11 protein-coding genes are annotated in these 18,552 nt (G+C 70.6%); 4 read left to right on the top strand and 7 right to left on the bottom strand.

What is annotated here, in order from left to right; translation table 11 throughout:
- Positions 1 to 136: 136 nt before the first annotated feature.
- Positions 137 to 1,837, top strand: a complete 1,701-nt coding sequence (locus HNR07_RS15550; RefSeq protein ID WP_184365616.1) for an RNA polymerase sigma factor — start codon at positions 137 to 139, stop codon at positions 1,835 to 1,837.
- Between the two features lie 409 nt (positions 1,838 to 2,246).
- Here HNR07_RS15550 and yaaA read toward each other — a convergent pair whose 3' ends face one another.
- Positions 2,247 to 3,041: a peroxide stress protein YaaA gene (gene yaaA, locus HNR07_RS15545; protein WP_184365615.1), complete on the bottom strand. Its 795-nt coding sequence runs from the start codon at positions 3,039 to 3,041 to the stop codon at positions 2,247 to 2,249.
- Positions 3,042 to 3,171: 130 nt separating this feature from the next.
- Between yaaA and HNR07_RS15540 the strand changes: the two genes are divergently transcribed.
- A complete protein-coding gene (locus tag HNR07_RS15540; protein ID WP_184365614.1) occupies positions 3,172 to 3,864 on the top strand; it encodes a GNAT family N-acetyltransferase in 693 nt (230 codons plus the stop codon).
- A gap of 145 nt (positions 3,865 to 4,009) precedes the next feature.
- On the opposite strand, the gene HNR07_RS15535 is transcribed toward HNR07_RS15540, so the two are convergent.
- Positions 4,010 to 4,234 (bottom strand): DUF7455 domain-containing protein, encoded by a 225-nt coding sequence (locus HNR07_RS15535; RefSeq protein ID WP_026119599.1) that lies wholly within the window; start codon positions 4,232 to 4,234, stop codon positions 4,010 to 4,012.
- A 495-nt stretch (positions 4,235 to 4,729) separates the two neighbouring features.
- Here HNR07_RS15535 and HNR07_RS15530 point away from each other — a divergent pair, with 495 nt between their 5' ends.
- Positions 4,730 to 6,835, top strand: a complete 2,106-nt coding sequence (locus HNR07_RS15530) for a DNA gyrase/topoisomerase IV subunit B (protein ID WP_184365613.1) — start codon at positions 4,730 to 4,732, stop codon at positions 6,833 to 6,835.
- A 99-nt stretch (positions 6,836 to 6,934) separates the two neighbouring features.
- Here HNR07_RS15530 and HNR07_RS15525 read toward each other — a convergent pair whose 3' ends face one another.
- From HNR07_RS15525 to HNR07_RS15505, 5 genes are all read right to left on the bottom strand, one after another.
- Positions 6,935 to 8,071 (bottom strand): L-cysteine desulfhydrase Cds1, encoded by a 1,137-nt coding sequence (locus HNR07_RS15525; protein WP_184365612.1) that lies wholly within the window; start codon positions 8,069 to 8,071, stop codon positions 6,935 to 6,937.
- A gap of 115 nt (positions 8,072 to 8,186) precedes the next feature.
- Entirely contained in the window at positions 8,187 to 8,513 is a 327-nt protein-coding gene (locus tag HNR07_RS15520) for a tetratricopeptide repeat protein (RefSeq protein WP_017583384.1), read from the bottom strand.
- A gap of 177 nt (positions 8,514 to 8,690) precedes the next feature.
- Positions 8,691 to 9,221, bottom strand: coding sequence for a beta-class carbonic anhydrase (locus HNR07_RS15515; RefSeq protein ID WP_184372072.1), 531 nt, complete (start codon positions 9,219 to 9,221; stop codon positions 8,691 to 8,693).
- An 88-nt stretch (positions 9,222 to 9,309) separates the two neighbouring features.
- Positions 9,310 to 11,805: a DNA gyrase/topoisomerase IV subunit A gene (locus tag HNR07_RS15510; RefSeq protein ID WP_184365611.1), complete on the bottom strand. Its 2,496-nt coding sequence runs from the start codon at positions 11,803 to 11,805 to the stop codon at positions 9,310 to 9,312.
- A gap of 212 nt (positions 11,806 to 12,017) precedes the next feature.
- Positions 12,018 to 14,936 (bottom strand): glycosyl hydrolase, encoded by a 2,919-nt coding sequence (locus HNR07_RS15505; RefSeq protein WP_184365610.1) that lies wholly within the window; start codon positions 14,934 to 14,936, stop codon positions 12,018 to 12,020.
- Positions 14,937 to 15,237: 301 nt separating this feature from the next.
- Here HNR07_RS15505 and HNR07_RS15500 point away from each other — a divergent pair, with 301 nt between their 5' ends.
- Positions 15,238 to 17,577: a RecQ family ATP-dependent DNA helicase gene (locus HNR07_RS15500; RefSeq protein WP_246420322.1), complete on the top strand. Its 2,340-nt coding sequence runs from the start codon at positions 15,238 to 15,240 to the stop codon at positions 17,575 to 17,577.
- The last annotated feature ends 975 nt before the right edge of the window (positions 17,578 to 18,552 follow it).

Here is an 18,552-nt window from a genome sequence, read left to right as displayed (position 1 = left end):
GGAGGTGAATCCGGCTTCCCCGCCCAGTGGGGACGATCCCAGGCCGCAGGTGGGAGAGGGTGCAGTGCCCGGTCCCGGCCGAACCGGACCACCGGGTTCGATCAATTCTCGCCACACGTCCGTTCGAGAGGTGTTTGTGTCATCTGCCAGTTCGACTCGCTCGAAGCAGTCCGAGTCACTGCAAGAGCCCGTCATTCAGCAGCTGATCGAGCGTGGGCGGTCCCAGGGCTTTCTTGAGCCCGAGGACGTGCGCCGTGCCTTCGAAGAGGCCGAAATTCCGATGTCGCAGGCGCAGTCCGTGCTCCGAAGCCTCGCCAAGGAGGGCGTGACGGTCCTCGTTCCGGAGTCGGCCTCCTCGCGGCGCAAGACCACGCGGCGCAAGACGGCTGCCCCTCGGTCCAGCACGACCACCACCCGCTCGACCACGACCACGAGTCGGGCCGCCAAGCCCGCCCGTGCGGCGGCCGCCCAGGAACAGCCGGAGACGGTCACCGCCGTCGTCGACTCCGCCGAAGGCCCCACCGCGAAGAAGGCCCCGGCCAAGAAGGCGGCGACCGCGAAGAAGGCCCCGGCCAAGAAGGCGGCGACCGCGAAGAAGGCCGCCGCCCCCAAGAAGGCCGCGGCCAAGAAGACCACCGCCAAGGCTCCGGCCAAGAAGGCGGCGGCGACCAAGAAGTCGGCGAAGAAGGACCTGGAGCTCGCTTCGGGCCCCGGCGAGTTCGCCGACGAGGGCCTGGACGACGACCTCGAGCACACCGGCGCCGAGCTGGAGCTGGTCGAGGACTCGACCGACTCCGAGAAGGAGGCCAAGCCCGCCAAGCCCGAGACGGTCGGCGCCCCGGTCAAGCCGAGCAAGGACGACGACTCCTTCGTCCTCTACGACGATGACGACGACGCGCCCACCCCGCAGGTGGTCGCGGCCGGCGCCACCGCGGACCCGGTCAAGGACTACCTGAAGCAGATCGGTAAGGTCCCGCTCCTCAACGCCGAGCAGGAGGTCGAGCTCGCCAAGCGCATCGAGGCCGGCCTGTTCGCCGAGGAGAAGCTGGCCGAGGAGGACGACGTCCTCACCTTCGAGCTCCGCGACGAGCTCGAGTGGATCTCCGAGGACGGTGGGCGCGCCAAGAAGCACCTGCTCGAGGCGAACCTGCGTCTGGTCGTGTCCCTGGCCAAGCGCTACACCGGTCGCGGCATGCTGTTCCTGGACCTGATCCAGGAGGGCAACCTCGGTCTGATCCGCGCGGTGGAGAAGTTCGACTACACCAAGGGCTTCAAGTTCTCCACGTACGCCACCTGGTGGATCCGCCAGGCCATCACCCGCGCCATGGCCGACCAGGCCCGCACCATCCGTATCCCGGTGCACATGGTCGAGGTCATCAACAAGCTGGCCCGCGTCCAGCGCCAGATGCTCCAGGACCTGGGCCGCGAGCCCACCCCGGAGGAGCTGGCCAAGGAACTCGACATGACCCCGGAGAAGGTCGTCGAGGTGCAGAAGTACGGCCGCGAGCCGATCTCCCTGCACACCCCGCTGGGCGAGGACGGCGACAGCGAGTTCGGTGACCTCATCGAGGACTCCGAGGCGATCCAGCCGGGCGAGGCGGTCAGCTTCACCCTGCTCCAGGAGCAGCTGCACTCGGTGCTGGACACCCTGTCCGAGCGCGAGGCCGGCGTCGTTTCCATGCGCTTCGGTCTCACCGACGGCCAGCCGAAGACTTTAGACGAAATCGGCAAGGTCTACGGGGTCACCCGCGAGCGCATCCGGCAGATCGAGAGCAAGACGATGTCGAAGCTCCGTCACCCGTCGCGCTCCCAGGTGCTCCGCGACTACCTGGACTAGGACGTGTGCGGCGGGTCCCCCGACGATCCGCCCCACGCGACCGACGCAGCCGGTCCCGGTGAAGACTGACGTCCCAGGCTGAAGCAGGACAACTGAAAAGCAGAACAGGCGCGCCCTCCCGAAGGTGATTCGGGAGGGCGCGCCTGGCGTTTGTGCCCCCTGCCTGCTCACGGGTGTGGCGACCCCCGCGTGTCCCTCGCATGACATCAGGCACTCACTGTCCCCGCACGGAGTCCGATCTCCATCCGACGCGAACCATGCTGCCCCACGCACTGTAGGTGCGGCATAAAGTCACCCGGGCCCCGTTTCACGCGTCAGGGAACCCCCTTCGGTACGGGTTCGGCCGCCGGTAGCGGCACCGGCGCGGGGCCGCGGTCTGGGGTTCGGGGGCGGGATCACCGGGGTGAGCTCAGTCGCGGATGACGACGTCCATCGTGCGCGCGGTCCCCGGCCTGCCCGCGGGTGGCAGCTCCACGGCGTGCCCGAGGTCGCGCAGCGCCGAGACCAGCTCCTCGGGCGTCTCCGCCTGGACGTTCTCACTGACCAGGGCACGGGCGATGTCGCCGCGGGCGGCCTTGGCCATGTGGCTGACCACGGAGCGCTTGGTCACCCCGGCCACCTCGCGCTCGCGGAGCACGCGCACCGCCACGGTGCGCTCGGCCGCGGCCCCGGTGGGCTTGAAAGCCGCCGCGTAGGCCGCCGAACGGCAGTCCACCAGCAGGCTCCCCTCCGTCAGCTCCCCGAGCGGGGCGGTCATCGCCTTGCGCCAGTACGCGCCCAGAGCGCCCAGCGGCGGCAGCTTCACGCCCATGGAGAGGCGGTAGGGCGGAAGCTGGTCGGCGGCGCCCACGACCCCCCACAGGCCGGAGAAGACCAGGATCCGCTCGCGGGCGCGGTCGCCGTGCTCGGCCAGCAGCCCGGGCAGGCCGAGGCGGTCGTAGAGCACACCCGTGTAGAGGTCGGCGGCGCGCAGCGTGGGCGCGGTTGCCAGGTCGAGGTTGCGCTTGACGGCGTCGGCCTGGCCCGCGGACAGCCCGAGGACCTCGCGTGCGGTGTCCTCGGGTCCGGAGCAGAGTTCGGTCAGCGCGGTTACCACCCGTTCCCGGGCCGGTGCCAGTTCCGGCAGGACCAGCGCCCCCGGGTCCAGGCGGGGGCCCTCGCCGGAGGTGGCCTTGCCCTCGGAGGGCGGGAGCAGGATGAACATGAACTCTCCAGGTCGCGGGTGCGGTCTCGGGTGGGACGGGGCGTGTGCGGTGGGGGCCTGCCCATGTTAGGGCGTGCCCGGCCGGATAGGATGTGCCGCTTCCGACACCAGGGACAGTGAGGGAGCGAACATGCACGCATGGGCGGCACGGGTGACCAGGGACTGGCCCCCGTTCCACAGCGAGTCGCGGGGCGGCTGGCGGTTCGGGCTCGCGGAGGGGTTCACCAAGCGGGCCAACTGCGCCCTGGTGGAGGACCCCGGTGCTGACGTCGCGGAGGTCACCGCGTTCTACCGCGGACACGGGCTGCGTCCCTGCGTGCAGGTGTGGCCGGGGGAGGAGGCCGTGGACGCACGCCTGGCCGAGCAGGGCTACGCGGTGGTGGAGCCCACCCTGGTGCTGGCCCGAGAGCTCACCGAGCGTCCCCGGGGGCCGGGGGCGACCCTGGTCTCGGACGGCCCGACGGAGCGCTGGACCGAGCTCTTCGCCGAGACGGGCGTCTCCCCGGAGTGGGCCGACGGCGTCGTGCGCATCCTGAGCGGGGTCACCGCAGCCTACGGGGTCCACGAGAGCGGGGACGGCCGCGGCTGCGCGGTGCTGGACGGGGAGTCGGTGGCGATCTGCGGGATGGTCACCGCCCGCGCCGCACGGGGCCGGGGGGTGGCCGGGGCGATCCTGGCGGACCTGCTGGCCTGGGCGCACGACAAGGGAGCCCGCCGCGCCTACCTGTGCGTGGTCGCCGACAACGAAGCCGCCCTGCGGCTGTACCGGGGAGCGGGGTTCGAGGAGGTCTCGCGCTACCACAACCGGGTGCTGGCGGACTGACCTCGGAGGTCACCCCCGAACCGGTCCTGACCCCGCTGGGCATCCGCACCCCTCACGACGAGAGCGGCGCAACGAGGGCGGCACAACGAGGACGGCGGCCCCCGATACCCCGGGGACCGCCGTCGACGTTTCGTGGTCGTCGTGGCTAACGCTCTTCCGCGTCCTTCTTGCTCTCGGTGAGCTTGTCCGTCTCGTCCTGGATGTCCGAGGCGATCTTGCGGAGTGAGTCGTCGTGCTTGCGCATGTGGTGTGCACAGAACAGGAGTTCGCCGCCAGAGTTAAGCAGCACCCGGACGTACGCCTGTGCGCCACAGCGGTCGCAGCGGTCAGCAGCCGTCAGCGGCTGAGTGGGGGCAAGGGTTCCAGTCACTTCGCCATCCTCAATACTCGGCGTTAGTCACCTCTGACAACATCTAACCCGACCCAGACGTTCCCAACCGGCTCCCCTGTACGCCGACAGCGGAATCCGCCCGGTTCATGCCTGGATGGCACGCTTTGGGGCCCTTCTTGATGGACGTCGTTTCTACTCCTTGTTGTACCCCTTGGTAAGGCCCGGCTATCCCCGGAAACCGGGAGTATCCAGGTCGCATCCACCAGAGGTGGTAGTCTCGCGCGGGGCAGGCCCGTCCGACCCCCACGTCGGTCCGTTCCGACCCCCACGTCGGTCTGTGGAGCCCGTCACAGCGGCCTCGGCGACGACGCCGGCGACCCGCATCCGGGGGACACGACCCCGCCCACACGCGGCCGTGCCACGGCAAAGCTCCCGGCTGGCCGTAGCCTGGCCCCCTCAACCGTCGGTGCGGCGCGGTACAAAGGGCACGCACCGCACAGCCACGATGGCCCTCGATACGCAGGAGATGTCCGAGTGACCGCCTTGACCGCAGCCGTCCACGATCCCGGGGACTACTCCGCCCGGCACCTGTCGGTCCTCGAAGGCCTCGAGGCGGTGCGCAAACGGCCGGGCATGTACATCGGGTCCACCGACAGCCGTGGCCTCACGCACTGCATGTGGGAGATCATCGACAACTCCGTCGACGAGGCCCTGGGCGGCTTCTGCGGACGCATCGACGTGACCCTGCACAGCGACGGCTCCGTCTCCGTCAAGGACGACGGCCGCGGCATCCCCGTGGACACCGAGCCCAAGTCCGGCCTGCCCGGTGTCGAGCTGGTCATGACCAAGCTCCACGCGGGCGGCAAGTTCGGCTCCACCTCCTACACCGCCGCCGGCGGCCTGCACGGCGTCGGCGCCTCCGTCGTCAACGCCCTGTCCGCCCGGGTGGACGTGGAGATCGACCGCCAGGGGCACACCCACGCCATCAGCTTCCGCCGCGGCATCGCCGGACGCTTCGCCGGCGAGGGCCCCGACGCCGAGTTCACGCCGGTCTCCGGCCTGGAGCAGATCCGCAAGGTCGCCAAGAAGATCACCGGCACCCGCATCCGGTTCTGGCCGGACATGCAGATCTTCCTCAAGGACGCCGAGATCGCCCGGCAGAACCTCCTCGACCGGGCCCGCCAGACCGCCTTCCTCGTACCCGGGCTGACCATCGCGGTGCGCGACGAGCGCGCCGAGGGCGAGCCCGCCTACACCGAGGACTTCCGCTTCGACGGCGGGGTCAGCGAGTTCTGCACCTTCCTCGCCCCGGACGACCCGGTCAGCGACGTCCTGCGCATCCAGGGCTCGGGCAACTTCACCGAGACCGTCCCGGTACTGGACGAGTCCGGCCACATGGTGCCCGCCGACGTCGAGCGCCGCCTGGACGTGGACGTGGCCCTGCGCTGGGGCACCGGCTACGACACCACCGTGCGCTCCTTCGTCAACGTGATCGCCACCCCCAAGGGCGGCACCCACATCAACGGCTTCGAGCGGGCCCTGGTCCGGGTGATCAACGACCAGCTGCGCGCCACCAAGCTGCTCAAGAACAGCGACGACCCGGTCACCAAGGACGACACCCAGGAAGGGCTGACCGCGGTCGTCACCGTGCGCCTGCCCGAGCCGCAGTTCGAGGGTCAGACCAAGGAGATCCTCGGTACCTCCGCGGCCTCCCGGATCGTCTCCCAGGTGGTCGGCAAGGAGCTCCGCGAGTTCCTCACCTCCACCAAGAAGGCGGAGAAGGCCAAGGCCCGTACCGTCATGGAGAAGGTCGTGGGCGCCGCCAAGGCGCGCCTGGCCGCCCGGCAGCAGCGGGAGACCCAGCGCCGCAAGAACGCCCTGGAGAGTTCGGCCCTGCCCGCCAAGCTGGTGGACTGCCGCAGCGAGGGGCTGGAGCACAGCGAGCTGTTCATCGTCGAGGGTGACTCCGCGCTGGGCACCGCCAAGCTCGCCCGCGACTCGGAGTTCCAGGCGCTGCTGCCCATCCGCGGCAAGATCCTCAACGTGCAGAAGTCCTCGGTCGCGGACATGCTCAAGAACGCCGAGTGCGCCGCGATCCTCCAGGTCATCGGGGCCGGTTCGGGGCGGACCTTCGACCTCGACGCGGCCCGCTACGGTCGCCTGATCCTCATGGCCGACGCCGACGTCGACGGCGCGCACATCCGCTGTCTGCTGCTCACCCTCATCTACCGGTACATGCGGCCGATGCTGGAGGCCGGGCGGGTGTACGCGGCGGTGCCGCCGCTGCACCGCATCGAGCTGACCAACGTTCGGCGCAAGCGCGGGGCCAAGCCCGAGGACCGCTACATCTACACCTACTCGGACGCCGAGCTCGAGCGCACCCTGCTGGACCTGGAGAAGCGCAAGATCTCCTGGAAGGAGCCGGTGCAGCGGTACAAGGGCCTGGGTGAGATGGACGCCGACCAGCTCGCCGAGACCACCATGGACCCGCGCCACCGCACCCTGCGCCGGATCCGGGTGGAGCAGGCCGAGGAGGCCGCGTCCGTGTTCAACCTGCTGATGGGCAACGAGGTGGCCCCGCGTCGCAAGTTCATCCAGGAGGGCGCCCAGGAGCTCGACCTGGAGCGCATCGACGCCTAGGCGGTACCCGAGCGGTACTGACGAGGGGTGCCCGGACCGATCCGTCGGCGCGGGCGCCCCTCGCTGTCCGCTGCCGTGCTCTGCGCCGACCGTTCCCCGTCAGGGGGCCTTCGGCGGTTCCCAGACCCCGTCGGCGAAGAAACGGTCGATGGCGGCCCGGTAGGGGGTGGGGTCAAGGCCCCGCTCCGACACCCAGTCGTCGTTGTAGTAGCTGTGCTGGTACCTTTCGCCGCCGTCGCAGATCAGGGTGACCACGCTGCCCCCGCGGCCCTCACGGAGCATCCTGGCGACCAGGTGCCACACGCCCCACAGGTTGGTGCCGGTCGAGCCGCCCGCGCACCGGCCGGTGAGGTCGTTCAGGTGACGCATCGCGGCGATGCTCGCGGCGTCCGGCACCGGCATCATCAGGTCGATCACCGAGGGCACGAAACTCGGCTCCATGCGGGGGCGGCCGATGCCCTCGATCCTGGAGGGCATACCGGTGGCGTAGTCGGCGGCACCGGTCACCCAGCCGGGGAAGAACGCCGAGTTCTCCGGGTCCACCACGGCCAGGCGCGTGTGCAGGCGCCGGTAACGCAGGTAGCGCCCGATGGTCGCCGAGGTGCCGCCCGTGCCCGCGCCCACCACGACCCAGTCCGGGCAGGGGTGGCGCTCCATGGCGAGCTGCTCGAAGATCGACTCGGCGATGTTGTTGTTGCCCCGCCAGTCCGTGGCCCGCTCGGCGTAGGTGAACTGGTCCATGTAGTGGCCGCCGGTCTCGGCGGCCAGGCGCTCGGCCTCGGTGTACATGTCCGGGGGGTTGTCCACGAAGTGGCAGCGGCCGCCGTAGCGCTCGATCAGCGCGATCTTCTCCGGGCTGGTCTTGCGCGGCACCACCGTGATGAAGTCCAGCCCGATCAACTGGGCGAAGTAGGCCTCCGAGACCGCCGTGGAACCCGAACTGGCCTCCACGATCGTGGTTCCCTCGGTGATCCACCCGTTGGCCAGCCCGTACAGGAACAGTGACCGCGCCAGCCGGTGCTTCAGACTGCCGGTGGGGTGCACCGACTCGTCCTTGAGGTACAGGTCGATGCCCCATTCCGGGGGCAGCGGGAACACGTGCAGGTGGGTGTCGGCCGAACGGGTGTCGTCCGCTATCACCTTCCGGACGGCCTCGTCGGCCCAGGACCGGACACTGTCGGAACATCGGTCGACCCAGGGGATCCCCGGGTCTGGACTGTCTGCGGTGGGAGCCATGCCTTGCAGGTTATCCGGCACTCGACCGGGCCGATCCCGACGATTCCGCCGGAGCGGACCGCTCCGCGCACACGAAGGGCCGGGTCACGGGGACCCGGCCTCGCGGCGGCGGTGGTCAGTCCAGGGAACCGCCGGTCATCACCGAGTACATGCGGCGGTAGGTGGCCGCCTCCTCGTGGCGGCTCTGCCGCTCCAGGGTGCGGGCCAGGGCGATGTGCGCCCAGTTGTCCACCGGGTCGAGTTCGATGAGTTTGCGGAAGGTCGACTCTGCCTTGTTGAGCTGTGCGGACTGGAAATAGGCGCGCCCCAGCAGTTCCAACAGGGAACGGCTGCCCGGTTCGTTCTCCACGACGGGTTCCAGGGTGCGGGCGGCGTAGATGGGATCGCCCAGCTCCAGGAACATACGGGCCTGGTTGAAGGTGTCGTAGGTGCTCTCTTCCACGGTGCTCCTCTCGACGGTGTCACACCGTCCCGGGTCTCAACGGTCACGGGGGTGATCGCATTCCCGGGGGATGGACGAGGCGGGTGCGGGGCCCGGGGGCGGGTGGTTCGACCACCCACAGGAGTGATCCCCGCGCCCGGCCGCCACGACACCTTCACCCACGGAGCGCAGCCCGGATCAGAGGCCGGTCGGGGTGACCTTCCCGCTGTCCACGTCGTAGATCGCACCGGCCACCGGCAGGCCCTTGGGCAGCAGCGGGTGGTGCCTGATGCGCTCCAGGTCGTGCTTGAGCGCGCCCAACTGGTCGTTGTCGGTGTGGAACTCCAGGCTGCGTGTGTCCACGCCGTACTCGCTCATGATGAGGTCGTGCACGACGTCGTCGTTCTCCACCGACGCCATCTTGCAGCGGGTGTGCGGCAGGACCAGCACGCGTTCGACCCCCAGCAGGTACACGGCCAGGACCAGGGTACGCAGGGTGTCGTCGGTGACCCGGGCGCCCGCGTTCCGCAGGATCTTCGCGTCACCCGGCTTCAGGCCGAGCATGTCCAGCGGCTCGATCCTGGAGTCCATACAGGTCACCAGGGCGAGGCCGCGTGCCGCCAGCGGCTTGAGGCCGGTGAGTGAGAACTCCTCGATGTAGGCGGCGTTGGCGCCGAAGACGTCGTCGAACGGCCCTGGGGGAGGGGTGGCGTCGGTGTTAGCGCTCAGGTTGTGTAACTCCCTATGTCTCTCGGGTGCGCGGCGATGCCGTGCACACAGGTAAGCACACCCGTGTGCACGGCATGTTGCGCGAAACTCAGGCGCCCGACCCGGGAGCGGTGATCCCGGAGTCGGTCTGGCCGCTACCGACCGTGGCGATGGGACTCGTCAGAGCCTCCCCCGAGCCGTCCCTGCGCTCGGTCAGGTCCGGCAGCCGGACCTGCTTGCCATCGGCCCGCGAAGCGCGGGCCGGGGCGCGTCCCACCCACGCGAACAGCAGGGTGTCCTCGCCCTTGAGGTAGCGGTGGCAGCGTACACCGCCGGTGGCCCGGCCCTTCGACGGGTAGGCGGCGAACGGGGTGACCTTGGCTGATCCGGACTGCGTGCCCTCCAGGGCGCTGCTGCTGCCCGAGACGGTCACCACGACCGAGTCCTCGGGGCTGGAGACCGCGCCGAACCACAGCACGCGGGCCTCGTCGGACAGGCGTACCCCCGCTACACCGCCCGCCTGGCGGCCCTGCGGGCGGGTGGTGGCGGCCGAGAAGCGCAGCAGCTGCGCCTCGGAGGTGACGAAGACCAGGTCCTCCTCGCCGGTGGACAGCTGGGTGACGCCGATCACCCGGTCACCGTCCTTGAGCGTGATGATCTCGAAGTCGTCCTTGTTGGGCGGGAAGTCCGGTGCGACGCGCTTGACCACACCGCCCACGGTACCCACGGCGAATCCGGGGCCCGTGGCGTTCATGGACACCACCGACACCACGCGCTCACCCTCGTCGAGCTGGACGAACTCACCCACGTCCAGCCCCGCGGCCAGGGGCGGGCGTTCCGGCTCGCCCTCGCCGTCCTCGGGGAGTTCGGGCAGCTCCACCACCGGGACGCGGATCATCCGGCCCAGGTCGGTGACGAACCCGATGTCCGAGCGCGAGGTGGTCGGGACCGACACCTCGATCGCGTCGTGCGGGGCGCGCAGGCCCGCGTAGACACGCGGAGGGGTCGCGCCCTTGGTCCGGGCGATGCGGCCCTCCACGCCCAGCAGCACGTGGCAGGGCTGGTCGGCCATCTCCAGCGGGATCACCGCGGCGCGGGCCGCGCCGTCGGCCTCGCGCAGCTGGGTGCGGCGCGGGGTGGCGAACTTCTTGGAGACGTCGTTGAGCTCCTTGGAGACCACCCGGCGCAGCTTCTTGTCCGACTCCAGGATGGAGGTGAGCTCCTCGATCTCCTGGTTGAGCTTGTCCCGCTCGGTCTCCAGCTCCAGCCGGTCGAAGCGGGTCAGCCGGCGCAGCGGGGTGTCGAGGATGTAGCGCGCCTGGATCTCGGACAGCTCGTAGGCGCCCATGAGGGACTCACGGGCCATGGCGGTGTCGTCGGCCTCGCGGATGAGCGCGATGACGCGGTCGATGTCGAGCAGGGCGACGAGCAGCCCGGCGACCAGGTGCAGGCGCTCCTGGCGCTTCTTGCGGCGGTGCTCGCTGCGGCGGCGGACCACTTCGAGGCGGTGGTTGACGTAGACCTCGAGCAGCTCGCGCAGGCCCAGGGTCTGCGGCTGGCCGTCGACCAGGGCCACGTTGTTGATGCCGAAGGACTCCTCCATCGGCGTGAGCCGGTAGAGCTCCTCCAGGACCGCCTCGGGGTTGAAGCCGTTCTTGAGCTCGATGACCAGGCGCAGGCCCTGGTTGCGGTCGGTCAGGTCCTTCAGGTCCGAGATGCCCTGGAGCTTCTTGGACTGCACCAGCTCCTTGATGCGGCTGATGACCTTCTCGGGGCCGACGCTGTAGGGCAGTTCGGTGACGACCAGGCCGGTGCGGCGGGCGGAGACCTTCTCGATGGCGACGGTGGCGCGGGTCTTGAAGGTGCCGCGGCCCTTGCGGTAGGCGTCGCGGATGCCGTCGAGGCCGACGATGCTGCCGCCGGTGGGCAGGTCGGGGCCGGGGACGAACTCGGTGAGCTCCTCCAGGCTGGCCTCGGGGTTGGCGATCAGGTGTCGGGCGGCCGCGATGACCTCGCCCAGGTTGTGCGGGGCCATGTTGGTGGCCATGCCCACGGCGATGCCGGAGGCGCCGTTGACCAGGAGGTTGGGGAAGGCCGCGGGAAGGACCTCGGGTTCGGTCTCCTGACCGTCGTAGTTGGGCTTGAAATCGACGACGTCCTCTTCGATGGAGGACACGAGCAGCTCGGCGGCGCTGTCCAGACGGGCCTCGGTGTAGCGCATGGCCGCGGGGGCGTCGTCGCCGCCCAGCGAACCGAAGTTGCCGTGGCCGTCGACCAGCGGCACGCGCATGGCGAAGGACTGGCTCAGCCGCACCAGGGCGTCGTAGATGGCGGAGTCGCCGTGGGGGTGGAGCCGACCCATCACCTCCCCGACGACACGGGCGCACTTGACGTGCCCGCGGTCGGGCCGCAGGCCCATCTCGTTCATCTGGTAGAGGATGCGCCGTTGGACCGGTTTCATACCGTCACGCGCGTCGGGCAGCGCGCGTTGGTAGATCACCGAGTACGCGTACTCCAGGAAGCTGCCGCGCATCTCCTCGGAGACGTCGATGTCGATGATCTTCTCGGCGAGATCCTCGGGGGGACGGGAAGTAGTACGGGCCATGTCCGTAATTCTGGCCTGTGCCAGAGACTGAAACGTACGGGGGCGCGTGGTTGGGCGTGTGTGAGTCGTGCGACTGGGGGGTTTCGCACGGTCTGTGGGGAGGGTTTTTCCTCCCCGTGACCAGACGGGGAGGAACGCCTCCGAGCGGTGGCGGGGCCGCTCGGAGGCGGCCCCGCCCAGGGGGAAGCGGGGGCGCGCGGACGCGCTGACGGTCAGTCGGTGAAGGGAATGCCCAGTGTGGCGCCTTCCTGGCCGCCGACGCGGACCTGTGAGGCCTGGCCGCCCAGGGCGCTCCAGATCTCCACGCGCACGGATCCGCCGTCCAGGTCCGCGAACGATCCGTCGCTGGAACTCAGGCCCTGAGCCTGGGTGTAGTTCTCCCAGCCGGGCAGGTCGTCGGTGGCGAAGTAGTGGTAGATCTCCTCCCGGTCGTGTGAGCCGTCACCGTCGAAGTCGTAGGAGACCCGCACCTGCACGGCGTTGCCGATCCCGTTTCCGGAGTCCACCGGCAGGGCGAAGGACGTGGAGCCGCCGGTGAAGGACCCGGTGAGGTCCTCGAGTTCGAGTACCACGCTGTCCGAAGGCGGGGCGCCGTCGTGGTTCTGCCCGTCCGCGCCCGGTACCGTGATCGTGCCCTCGGTGCCGCTCGGGCCGGTGGAGAGCCTCGTGTCCGTCAGGTGGAGGGTGCCGTCGCCCACGTTGCCCTCGCCCGGCCCCGGACCGGGGCCGGGGCCGTCCCCGTTGCCGGGGTCGCCTCCGCCGCCCTCTCCCACGGTGGAGCCCAGGGCTCCCGGCTCGACCTGGAGCGTTGTGCCGTCGGAGAAGGTCACCGTGAGCGGTGAGGCCCCCGGGTTGAAGGCCGTGTAGGCGCGTTCGGCGCCGTTGTCGAACACCGCGTAGTGGGCGGTGTCCGCGGTCACGGACGCGTCCACGGTGCCGACCTCGGCGAGGGTGGAGACCCACTGGTAGGTGTGCGGCTTGGAGCTGCCCGCCTCGGGTTCGTAGGTGTCCCACTGCTCCTCGAACATCCGCAGGGCGTCCTCGCCGTCGGAGAGCGCGCGGTGCGCCCAGTGGATGTCGCGCCAGATCTCGGGCTCCCCGCCGAGCTTGGCCACGAGGGACTCGTACATCGCACCGGCGTGCTCGGGGTCGTGCCCCAGGTACAGCGAGCCCGCGGTGATGGGCAGGTAGTTGATGCCGTAGTGCTCCTCGTGGCCGCCGTCCCACCAGATGCGGTAGTCGCCGCCGTCGCCCCAGACCATGCCGACGACGTCCTCGGGGTAGTCCTCGGGGAAGGTGTCGCCGCCAGCGTTCTGCCAGTAGCGGGCGATGGTGGAGGCCTGGGTGGTGTGCAGGTACACGCCGAGGTCGCGCAGTTCCTCGTCGCCGGTCAGCGCGCCGAAGTGGGCGGTGGCGGCGGCGAAGTGCATGCCCTCGGAGGAGGACTCCTGGTTGTTGCCCGCGGCGAACCCGGCGTGGCCGGAGGCCCAGCCGTGCCCGGCGTAGGGGGAGAAGGAGCGCAGGCGCGGGAACATGTCGCCGTCGGGGTCGGTTCCGGCCACGTCCTGGATGAGCAGGCGGATCATGCCGCCCCAGGCGTCCTCGTCGGCCCAGTCGCGATCGTAGCGGGCGACAACGGCGGCGGCCGAGACGAAGTAGCCGTAGTGGAAGTCGTGGTCGTTGAGCTCGGTGGCGGCCCCGAAGCTGTCGGGGTAGCCGAGTATGGTGCCCCACTCGGCGTCGTAGTGGAACTGGCGGGTTCCGCCCGCGGTCAGCCAGTCCTCCAGACGGCCCTGGACCAGCGACAGGAGTTCGTCGCGGGCCCCGGTGTGGCCGATGGAGTCGGCGACGGGGATCAGCTGGGCCAGACGGCCCATGGCCTTGCCGTCCCAGTACGTGTCGCCGGGCTCGGGGAAGAGCTCCTCCCCGGCGAGGACCTCGTCGATCAGGGCGGCCATCCGGTCGTGGTCGGCGCTGTCGACGGTGGGCAGGCTGGGCATGATGCCCTGGGTTGTGAGCTCGGTGGTGAAGGAGGTGCCCTCGGACACCCGCATCTCACCGCGCGGCGAGACGTAGGCGAGGTCGGTGAGGTCGCCGCTGACATGTGCCCACTGATGGGGGTAGAGCGCGGTGAGGGTGCCGGTCTCCTCGCCCTCCCTGGCCTCGGTCTGGAGCTGGTAGGTGCTGGTGAGGGTGGCCGCGGACTCGTCGTAGTCGTACTCCACGAGGGAGCCGGTGACGTGGGAGTGGGCGTAGGGGGCGAAGGCGTCCAGGTCCTCGGGGGAGGGCAGGACGGCCGCCGAGTAGTACCCCTCGTCCCCGGTGTCGGCGGTGAGCGTGTCACCGGAGACGGTCCAGGGGGAGCCCGAGGGCGAGAAGAGGGCGTAGTGGCGGCCGTTGACGGTGGCGCCGATGGTGGAGCCGTCCTCGTGCCAGATGTCGGGGGAGCCCTGGAAGGTCACCTCGGCGGCGGCACCTCCGGTCTCCGCGTAGGCGAAGGGCAGCCCCTGGCCGATGGTCACGCGCAGCTGGGCCCCGCCGCCCTCCCAGTGCGCGGTGACCGTCCAGTCGCCGCTGTCGGCGGTGCGGGTGTCGGGGGAGTCCAGTCCGGCGGCGCCGAGGGTGAGGTCGGTGACGGCGGTGTACTCGTACTTGAGGTCGTCGCCGACGAGCCGGTGGGAGTCGGGGTAGCCCATGTCGAGCCCGCCCGAGTGGGGGTTGAAGCTCAGGGGGTGGGCGAAGAGGTTCTCGCCGTGCGGGTTGTCGGGGTAGCGCTGGAAGATCAGCGAGGACCACCACTCGTTGGTGGGGGCCGGGCCGGTGTGGTCGTCGGTGACCTTGGGGGAGACCGGGGCGCCGTTGAGGTCGGAAGGGCCAGAGGCGCCTGCGGGGCGGGTGGTGGTGTAGCTGCCCGAGCCGACCGGGACCTCGGCGGCGCTGTCGGCGGAGGCCGGTGCGGCGCCCGTGCCGGTACCGGTGACCGCCAGGGTCGCACCGCCGACCACCAGGGCGGAGGCGGTGGCGAGCAGGCCCAGGGCGGTGCGGGTCCGGGGGCGTGCGTGCCCGGGTTCTGCTTGTGGGGACCCGTGGGGGTCCGGAGCGGGGGAGGGACGGCCTCGTGGTTGTGCCATCGCTTGCCTCTCATGAGTCTTCAGGTGGCCTGCTCACATTCGGGAGCGCTCCCATGAAATGTGAGCCTTGACGCTGAGTGTTCAGGTGGCTTCGCGAGAGCGCAATGGCACATATCTGGAAAGTTTCCATTCTGTTACCGAGGTGGCCTTGTGGGGGAAAATGGAACCGGGTGCCGAACCGTGTTCGTGTTCCACCGGGGGCTATGGGTGCCGGCGGGACGCTCCGCCGCTCCCGTCCAGCGGGCAGGGAGGGCCTGTGGATATCCGCACCGACGCCCGTCACCTCTGGTACCAAGGTTTCATGGCCACACCCATCCCGCCCGACGTCCCCGCCCCGGACACAGCAGCCGCCACCGGCCCCGAGGCCCCCGTGTCCGATCCCGCGAACCCCGTCATCGGTGCCGCGGCCTCGGCGGACCCCACCGGTCCCCCGGACTCAGCCAACGGAACCGCGGCCGATCCGACGGCCGAAACCCCGGCTGTCCGTCCCGGCGGACCCGCGCGCGAAGACACCCGGGATCACTTGCGCGAACGCGCCGAGGAGCACCTGCGCGCCCTCGCCGGGGAGTCCGCGCGCCTGCGCGAGGACCAGTGGACCGCCATCCACGCCCTGGTCGCGGACCGGCGGCGGGCCCTGGTCGTGCAGCGAACCGGCTGGGGCAAGTCGGCGGTCTACTTCGTGGCCACCGCCCTGCGCCGCGCCGAGGGCGCGGGCCCCACCGTCATCGTCTCCCCGCTGCTGGCGCTGATGCGCAACCAGATCGCCGCCGCCGAGCGCGCGGGCATCCGCGCCCGCACCATCAACAGCTCCAACACCACCGCCTGGGAGTCCACCTACGCCGAGGTCTCCCAGGGCCTGGTGGACGTACTCCTGGTCAGCCCCGAGCGGCTCAACAACCCCGAGTTCCGCGACCGGGTCCTGCCCGAACTCGCCGCCGGGGCGGGCCTGGTCGTCATCGACGAGGCGCACTGCGTCTCCGACTGGGGCCACGACTTCCGTCCGGACTACCGCCGCATCCGCTCCCTTCTGCACGACCTGCCAGACGGGGTCCCGGTCCTGGCCACCACCGCCACCGCCAACGAACGCGTCACCCACGACGTCGCCGAACAGCTCCAGGCCGGGGCCGACCGCGCCGACACCCTGGTACTGCGCGGCAGCCTGGAACGCGAGAGCCTCAGCCTGGGCGTGGTCGAACTTCCCGACCCCACCGCCCGGCTCAGCTGGCTGGCCGAACACCTGCCCGAGATCCCGGGTTCGGGCATCGTGTACACGCTCACCGTCAGCGCAGCGCTGGAGACCGCCCGCTTCCTCGGTGAACAGGGCCTGGAGGTGCTGCCCTACACCGGGCAGACCGACCCCGACGAGCGCAGACTGGCCGAGGACGCCCTGCTCGGCAACCGGGTCAAGGCGCTCGTGGCCACCAGCGCCCTGGGCATGGGCTTCGACAAACCGGACCTGGGCTTCGTCATCCACCTGGGCGCCCCGCAGTCCCCGATCTCCTACTACCAGCAGGTCGGCCGCGCGGGCCGCGGTGTGGAGCGGGCGGAAGTGGTGCTCCTGCCCGGCCGGGAGGACGTGCAGATCTGGGAGTACTTCGCGGGGCTGTCCTTCCCGCCGGAGGACACCGTCCGCCAGACCCTCCAGGTACTGGCCGAGGCCGACAAACCCCTGTCCACCGCCAACCTGGAGACCCGGGTGGACCTGCGCCGCACCCGCCTGGAGCAGATGCTCAAGGTGCTGGACGTGGATGGGGCGGTGCGCCGGGTACGCGGCGGCTGGACCGCCACCGGTCGGCCCTGGACCTACGACGCCGAACGCTACGCCGCCGTCAGCGCCGCCCGCGAGCGCGAACAGCGCGCCATGCTCGACTACATCGCCGCCGACACCTGCCGGATGGAGTTCCTCCGCCAGCAGCTGGACGACCCCGAGGCGGCGGCCTGCGGGCGCTGTGACGTGTGCACCGGCCGCTACTGGTCCACCGAGGTCGACTCCGGGCGCCGCAAGGCCGCCGCCGACCACCTGGACCGGCCCGGAACCCCCATCACCCCGCGCCGCCAGTGGCCCACCGGCATGAACACCCTCGGGGTGAACCTGTCCGGCAAGATCCCGGAGAACCTGCGTGCGGGGGAGGGGCGCGCCCTGGCCCGCCTCACCGACGTCGGCTGGGGCACCGAACTGCGCCGCGTCCTCGCCGAGGACGCACCGGACGCCCCCGTGGACGAGCGGCTCCTTCAGGGCGTGGTGCGCGTGCTGGCCGCCTGGGGATGGGAGAACCGCCCGGTCGGCGTGGTCGCGATGCCCTCTCTCACCCGGCCGACCCTGGTCGGCGACCTCGCCGCGCGTATCGCCGAACTCGGCCGCCTGACCCCGCTCGGCTCGCTTTCCTACCGGAGCGGGAACGGCCCGGGCCCGCGCCGCCACAACAGCGCCATGCGCCTGGGCCAGGTGTACTCGGAACTGGTGGCCGGCGAGGACCTGGAGGCCCGGCTGGCCGAGCTCCAGGGCCGACTGCCGGGCCCGGTCCTGCTGGTGGACGACCTCGCCGACACCGGATGGAGCCTGACCGTCGGCGCCGCCCTGCTCCGCAGAGCGGGCGCCCCGCAGGTCCTACCCCTCACCCTGGCCACCACCGGCGGCTGACGCGCACACGGCGGGCCGCCACACCGCACATGGATGCTGTCAGCGAATCCGGGCTGGGGCCCGTGCTGTGTGCGCGGCCTTCGGCCGGTGCCTTCCCCCGGCCGGTGCCCAGCGCCTGGCCGTGTCGCGGCCGGTCATTCGCCCGAACGAACAAGCGGCGGCGAGGGAAGCGGTCTCCCCAGCCCTGCGCAGGTCGGTTCGCGTGTCGCGGCCGGTCACCCGTGCCCCCGGACCAGCCGGTGGTGAGGGCGGGGTTCAGCGCAGTCGTGTCGGCCCCGGGCAAGCCGAGTGTCCGTAACCCGCACCTGAGGGTGGTCCGCTGCTTCCGAAACCCCTTCATTCCCGGTGATCTTGCTACCAGGGGCAAGTTCGGCGCCGAACTTGCTCCTGGTAGCAAGATCATCTTCGAAAAGAGGGCCGAAATTGTGCCCGGGGGCCTGGTGGGCTGCTGGTGGTGTTCGCTGGTACGGGTGACTGGCCGTGACACGCCCCGCCGGTCCGCGCGGAGGTGGGGAACCTGCCGTCTTCGCTGTCGCTTTTCCGTCCGGGCGAATGACCGGCCGCGACACGGCCAAGCGCTGGGCACCGGCCGGGGGAGGGCACCGGCCGAAGGCCGCGCAGTTGCTGTTGGGCCCTTTGGGGCCCCGTCTGTCACCCCGGACCACACCTGCCCCGTTTCCCGATAGCCGCCCACCGCCGTCGTAGCGAAGCGGGTCAAGGTGGAGCGCCCGGAGCGAAGCGAGGACGTACGACCTTGAGGCGCGCAGCGGAGACGGCCACCATCACGCGGCGGGAAACGGGGTAACCGCACACACAGCCCGGACACCAGCCTGAACTGAACCCTGTACGTCCTGTCCGAGCCTGACCTGGAGAGACTCTCCGGCTCTCCAACTCTCAACGCTCGGGACCAACCCCCGATGCTCCGGATTCGCCAACAGCACTCCGGAGGGGTACTGGCTCCGGAGTCGGAGACGC

Source organism: Nocardiopsis metallicus (assembly GCF_014201115.1).
Taxonomy (GTDB): Bacteria; Actinomycetota; Actinomycetes; order Streptosporangiales; family Streptosporangiaceae; genus Nocardiopsis; species Nocardiopsis metallicus.
This window is presented reverse-complemented; position numbering and strand designations above follow the sequence as displayed.

Bases quoted from the DNA above. Each gene is read 5' to 3' on its own strand.
- yaaA (WP_184365615.1), bottom strand. From the start codon at position 3,041: ATGTTCATCCTGCTCCCGCCCTCCGAGGGCAAGGCCACCTCCGGCGAG.
- HNR07_RS15540 (WP_184365614.1), top strand. From the start codon at position 3,172: ATGCACGCATGGGCGGCACGGGTGACCAGGGACTGGCCCCCGTTCCAC.
- HNR07_RS15525 (WP_184365612.1), bottom strand. From the start codon at position 8,071: ATGGCTCCCACCGCAGACAGTCCAGACCCGGGGATCCCCTGGGTCGAC.
- HNR07_RS15510 (WP_184365611.1), bottom strand. From the start codon at position 11,805: ATGGCCCGTACTACTTCCCGTCCCCCCGAGGATCTCGCCGAGAAGATC.
- HNR07_RS15505 (WP_184365610.1), bottom strand. From the start codon at position 14,936: ATGGCACAACCACGAGGCCGTCCCTCCCCCGCTCCGGACCCCCACGGG.
- HNR07_RS15500 (WP_246420322.1), top strand. From the start codon at position 15,238: ATGGCCACACCCATCCCGCCCGACGTCCCCGCCCCGGACACAGCAGCC.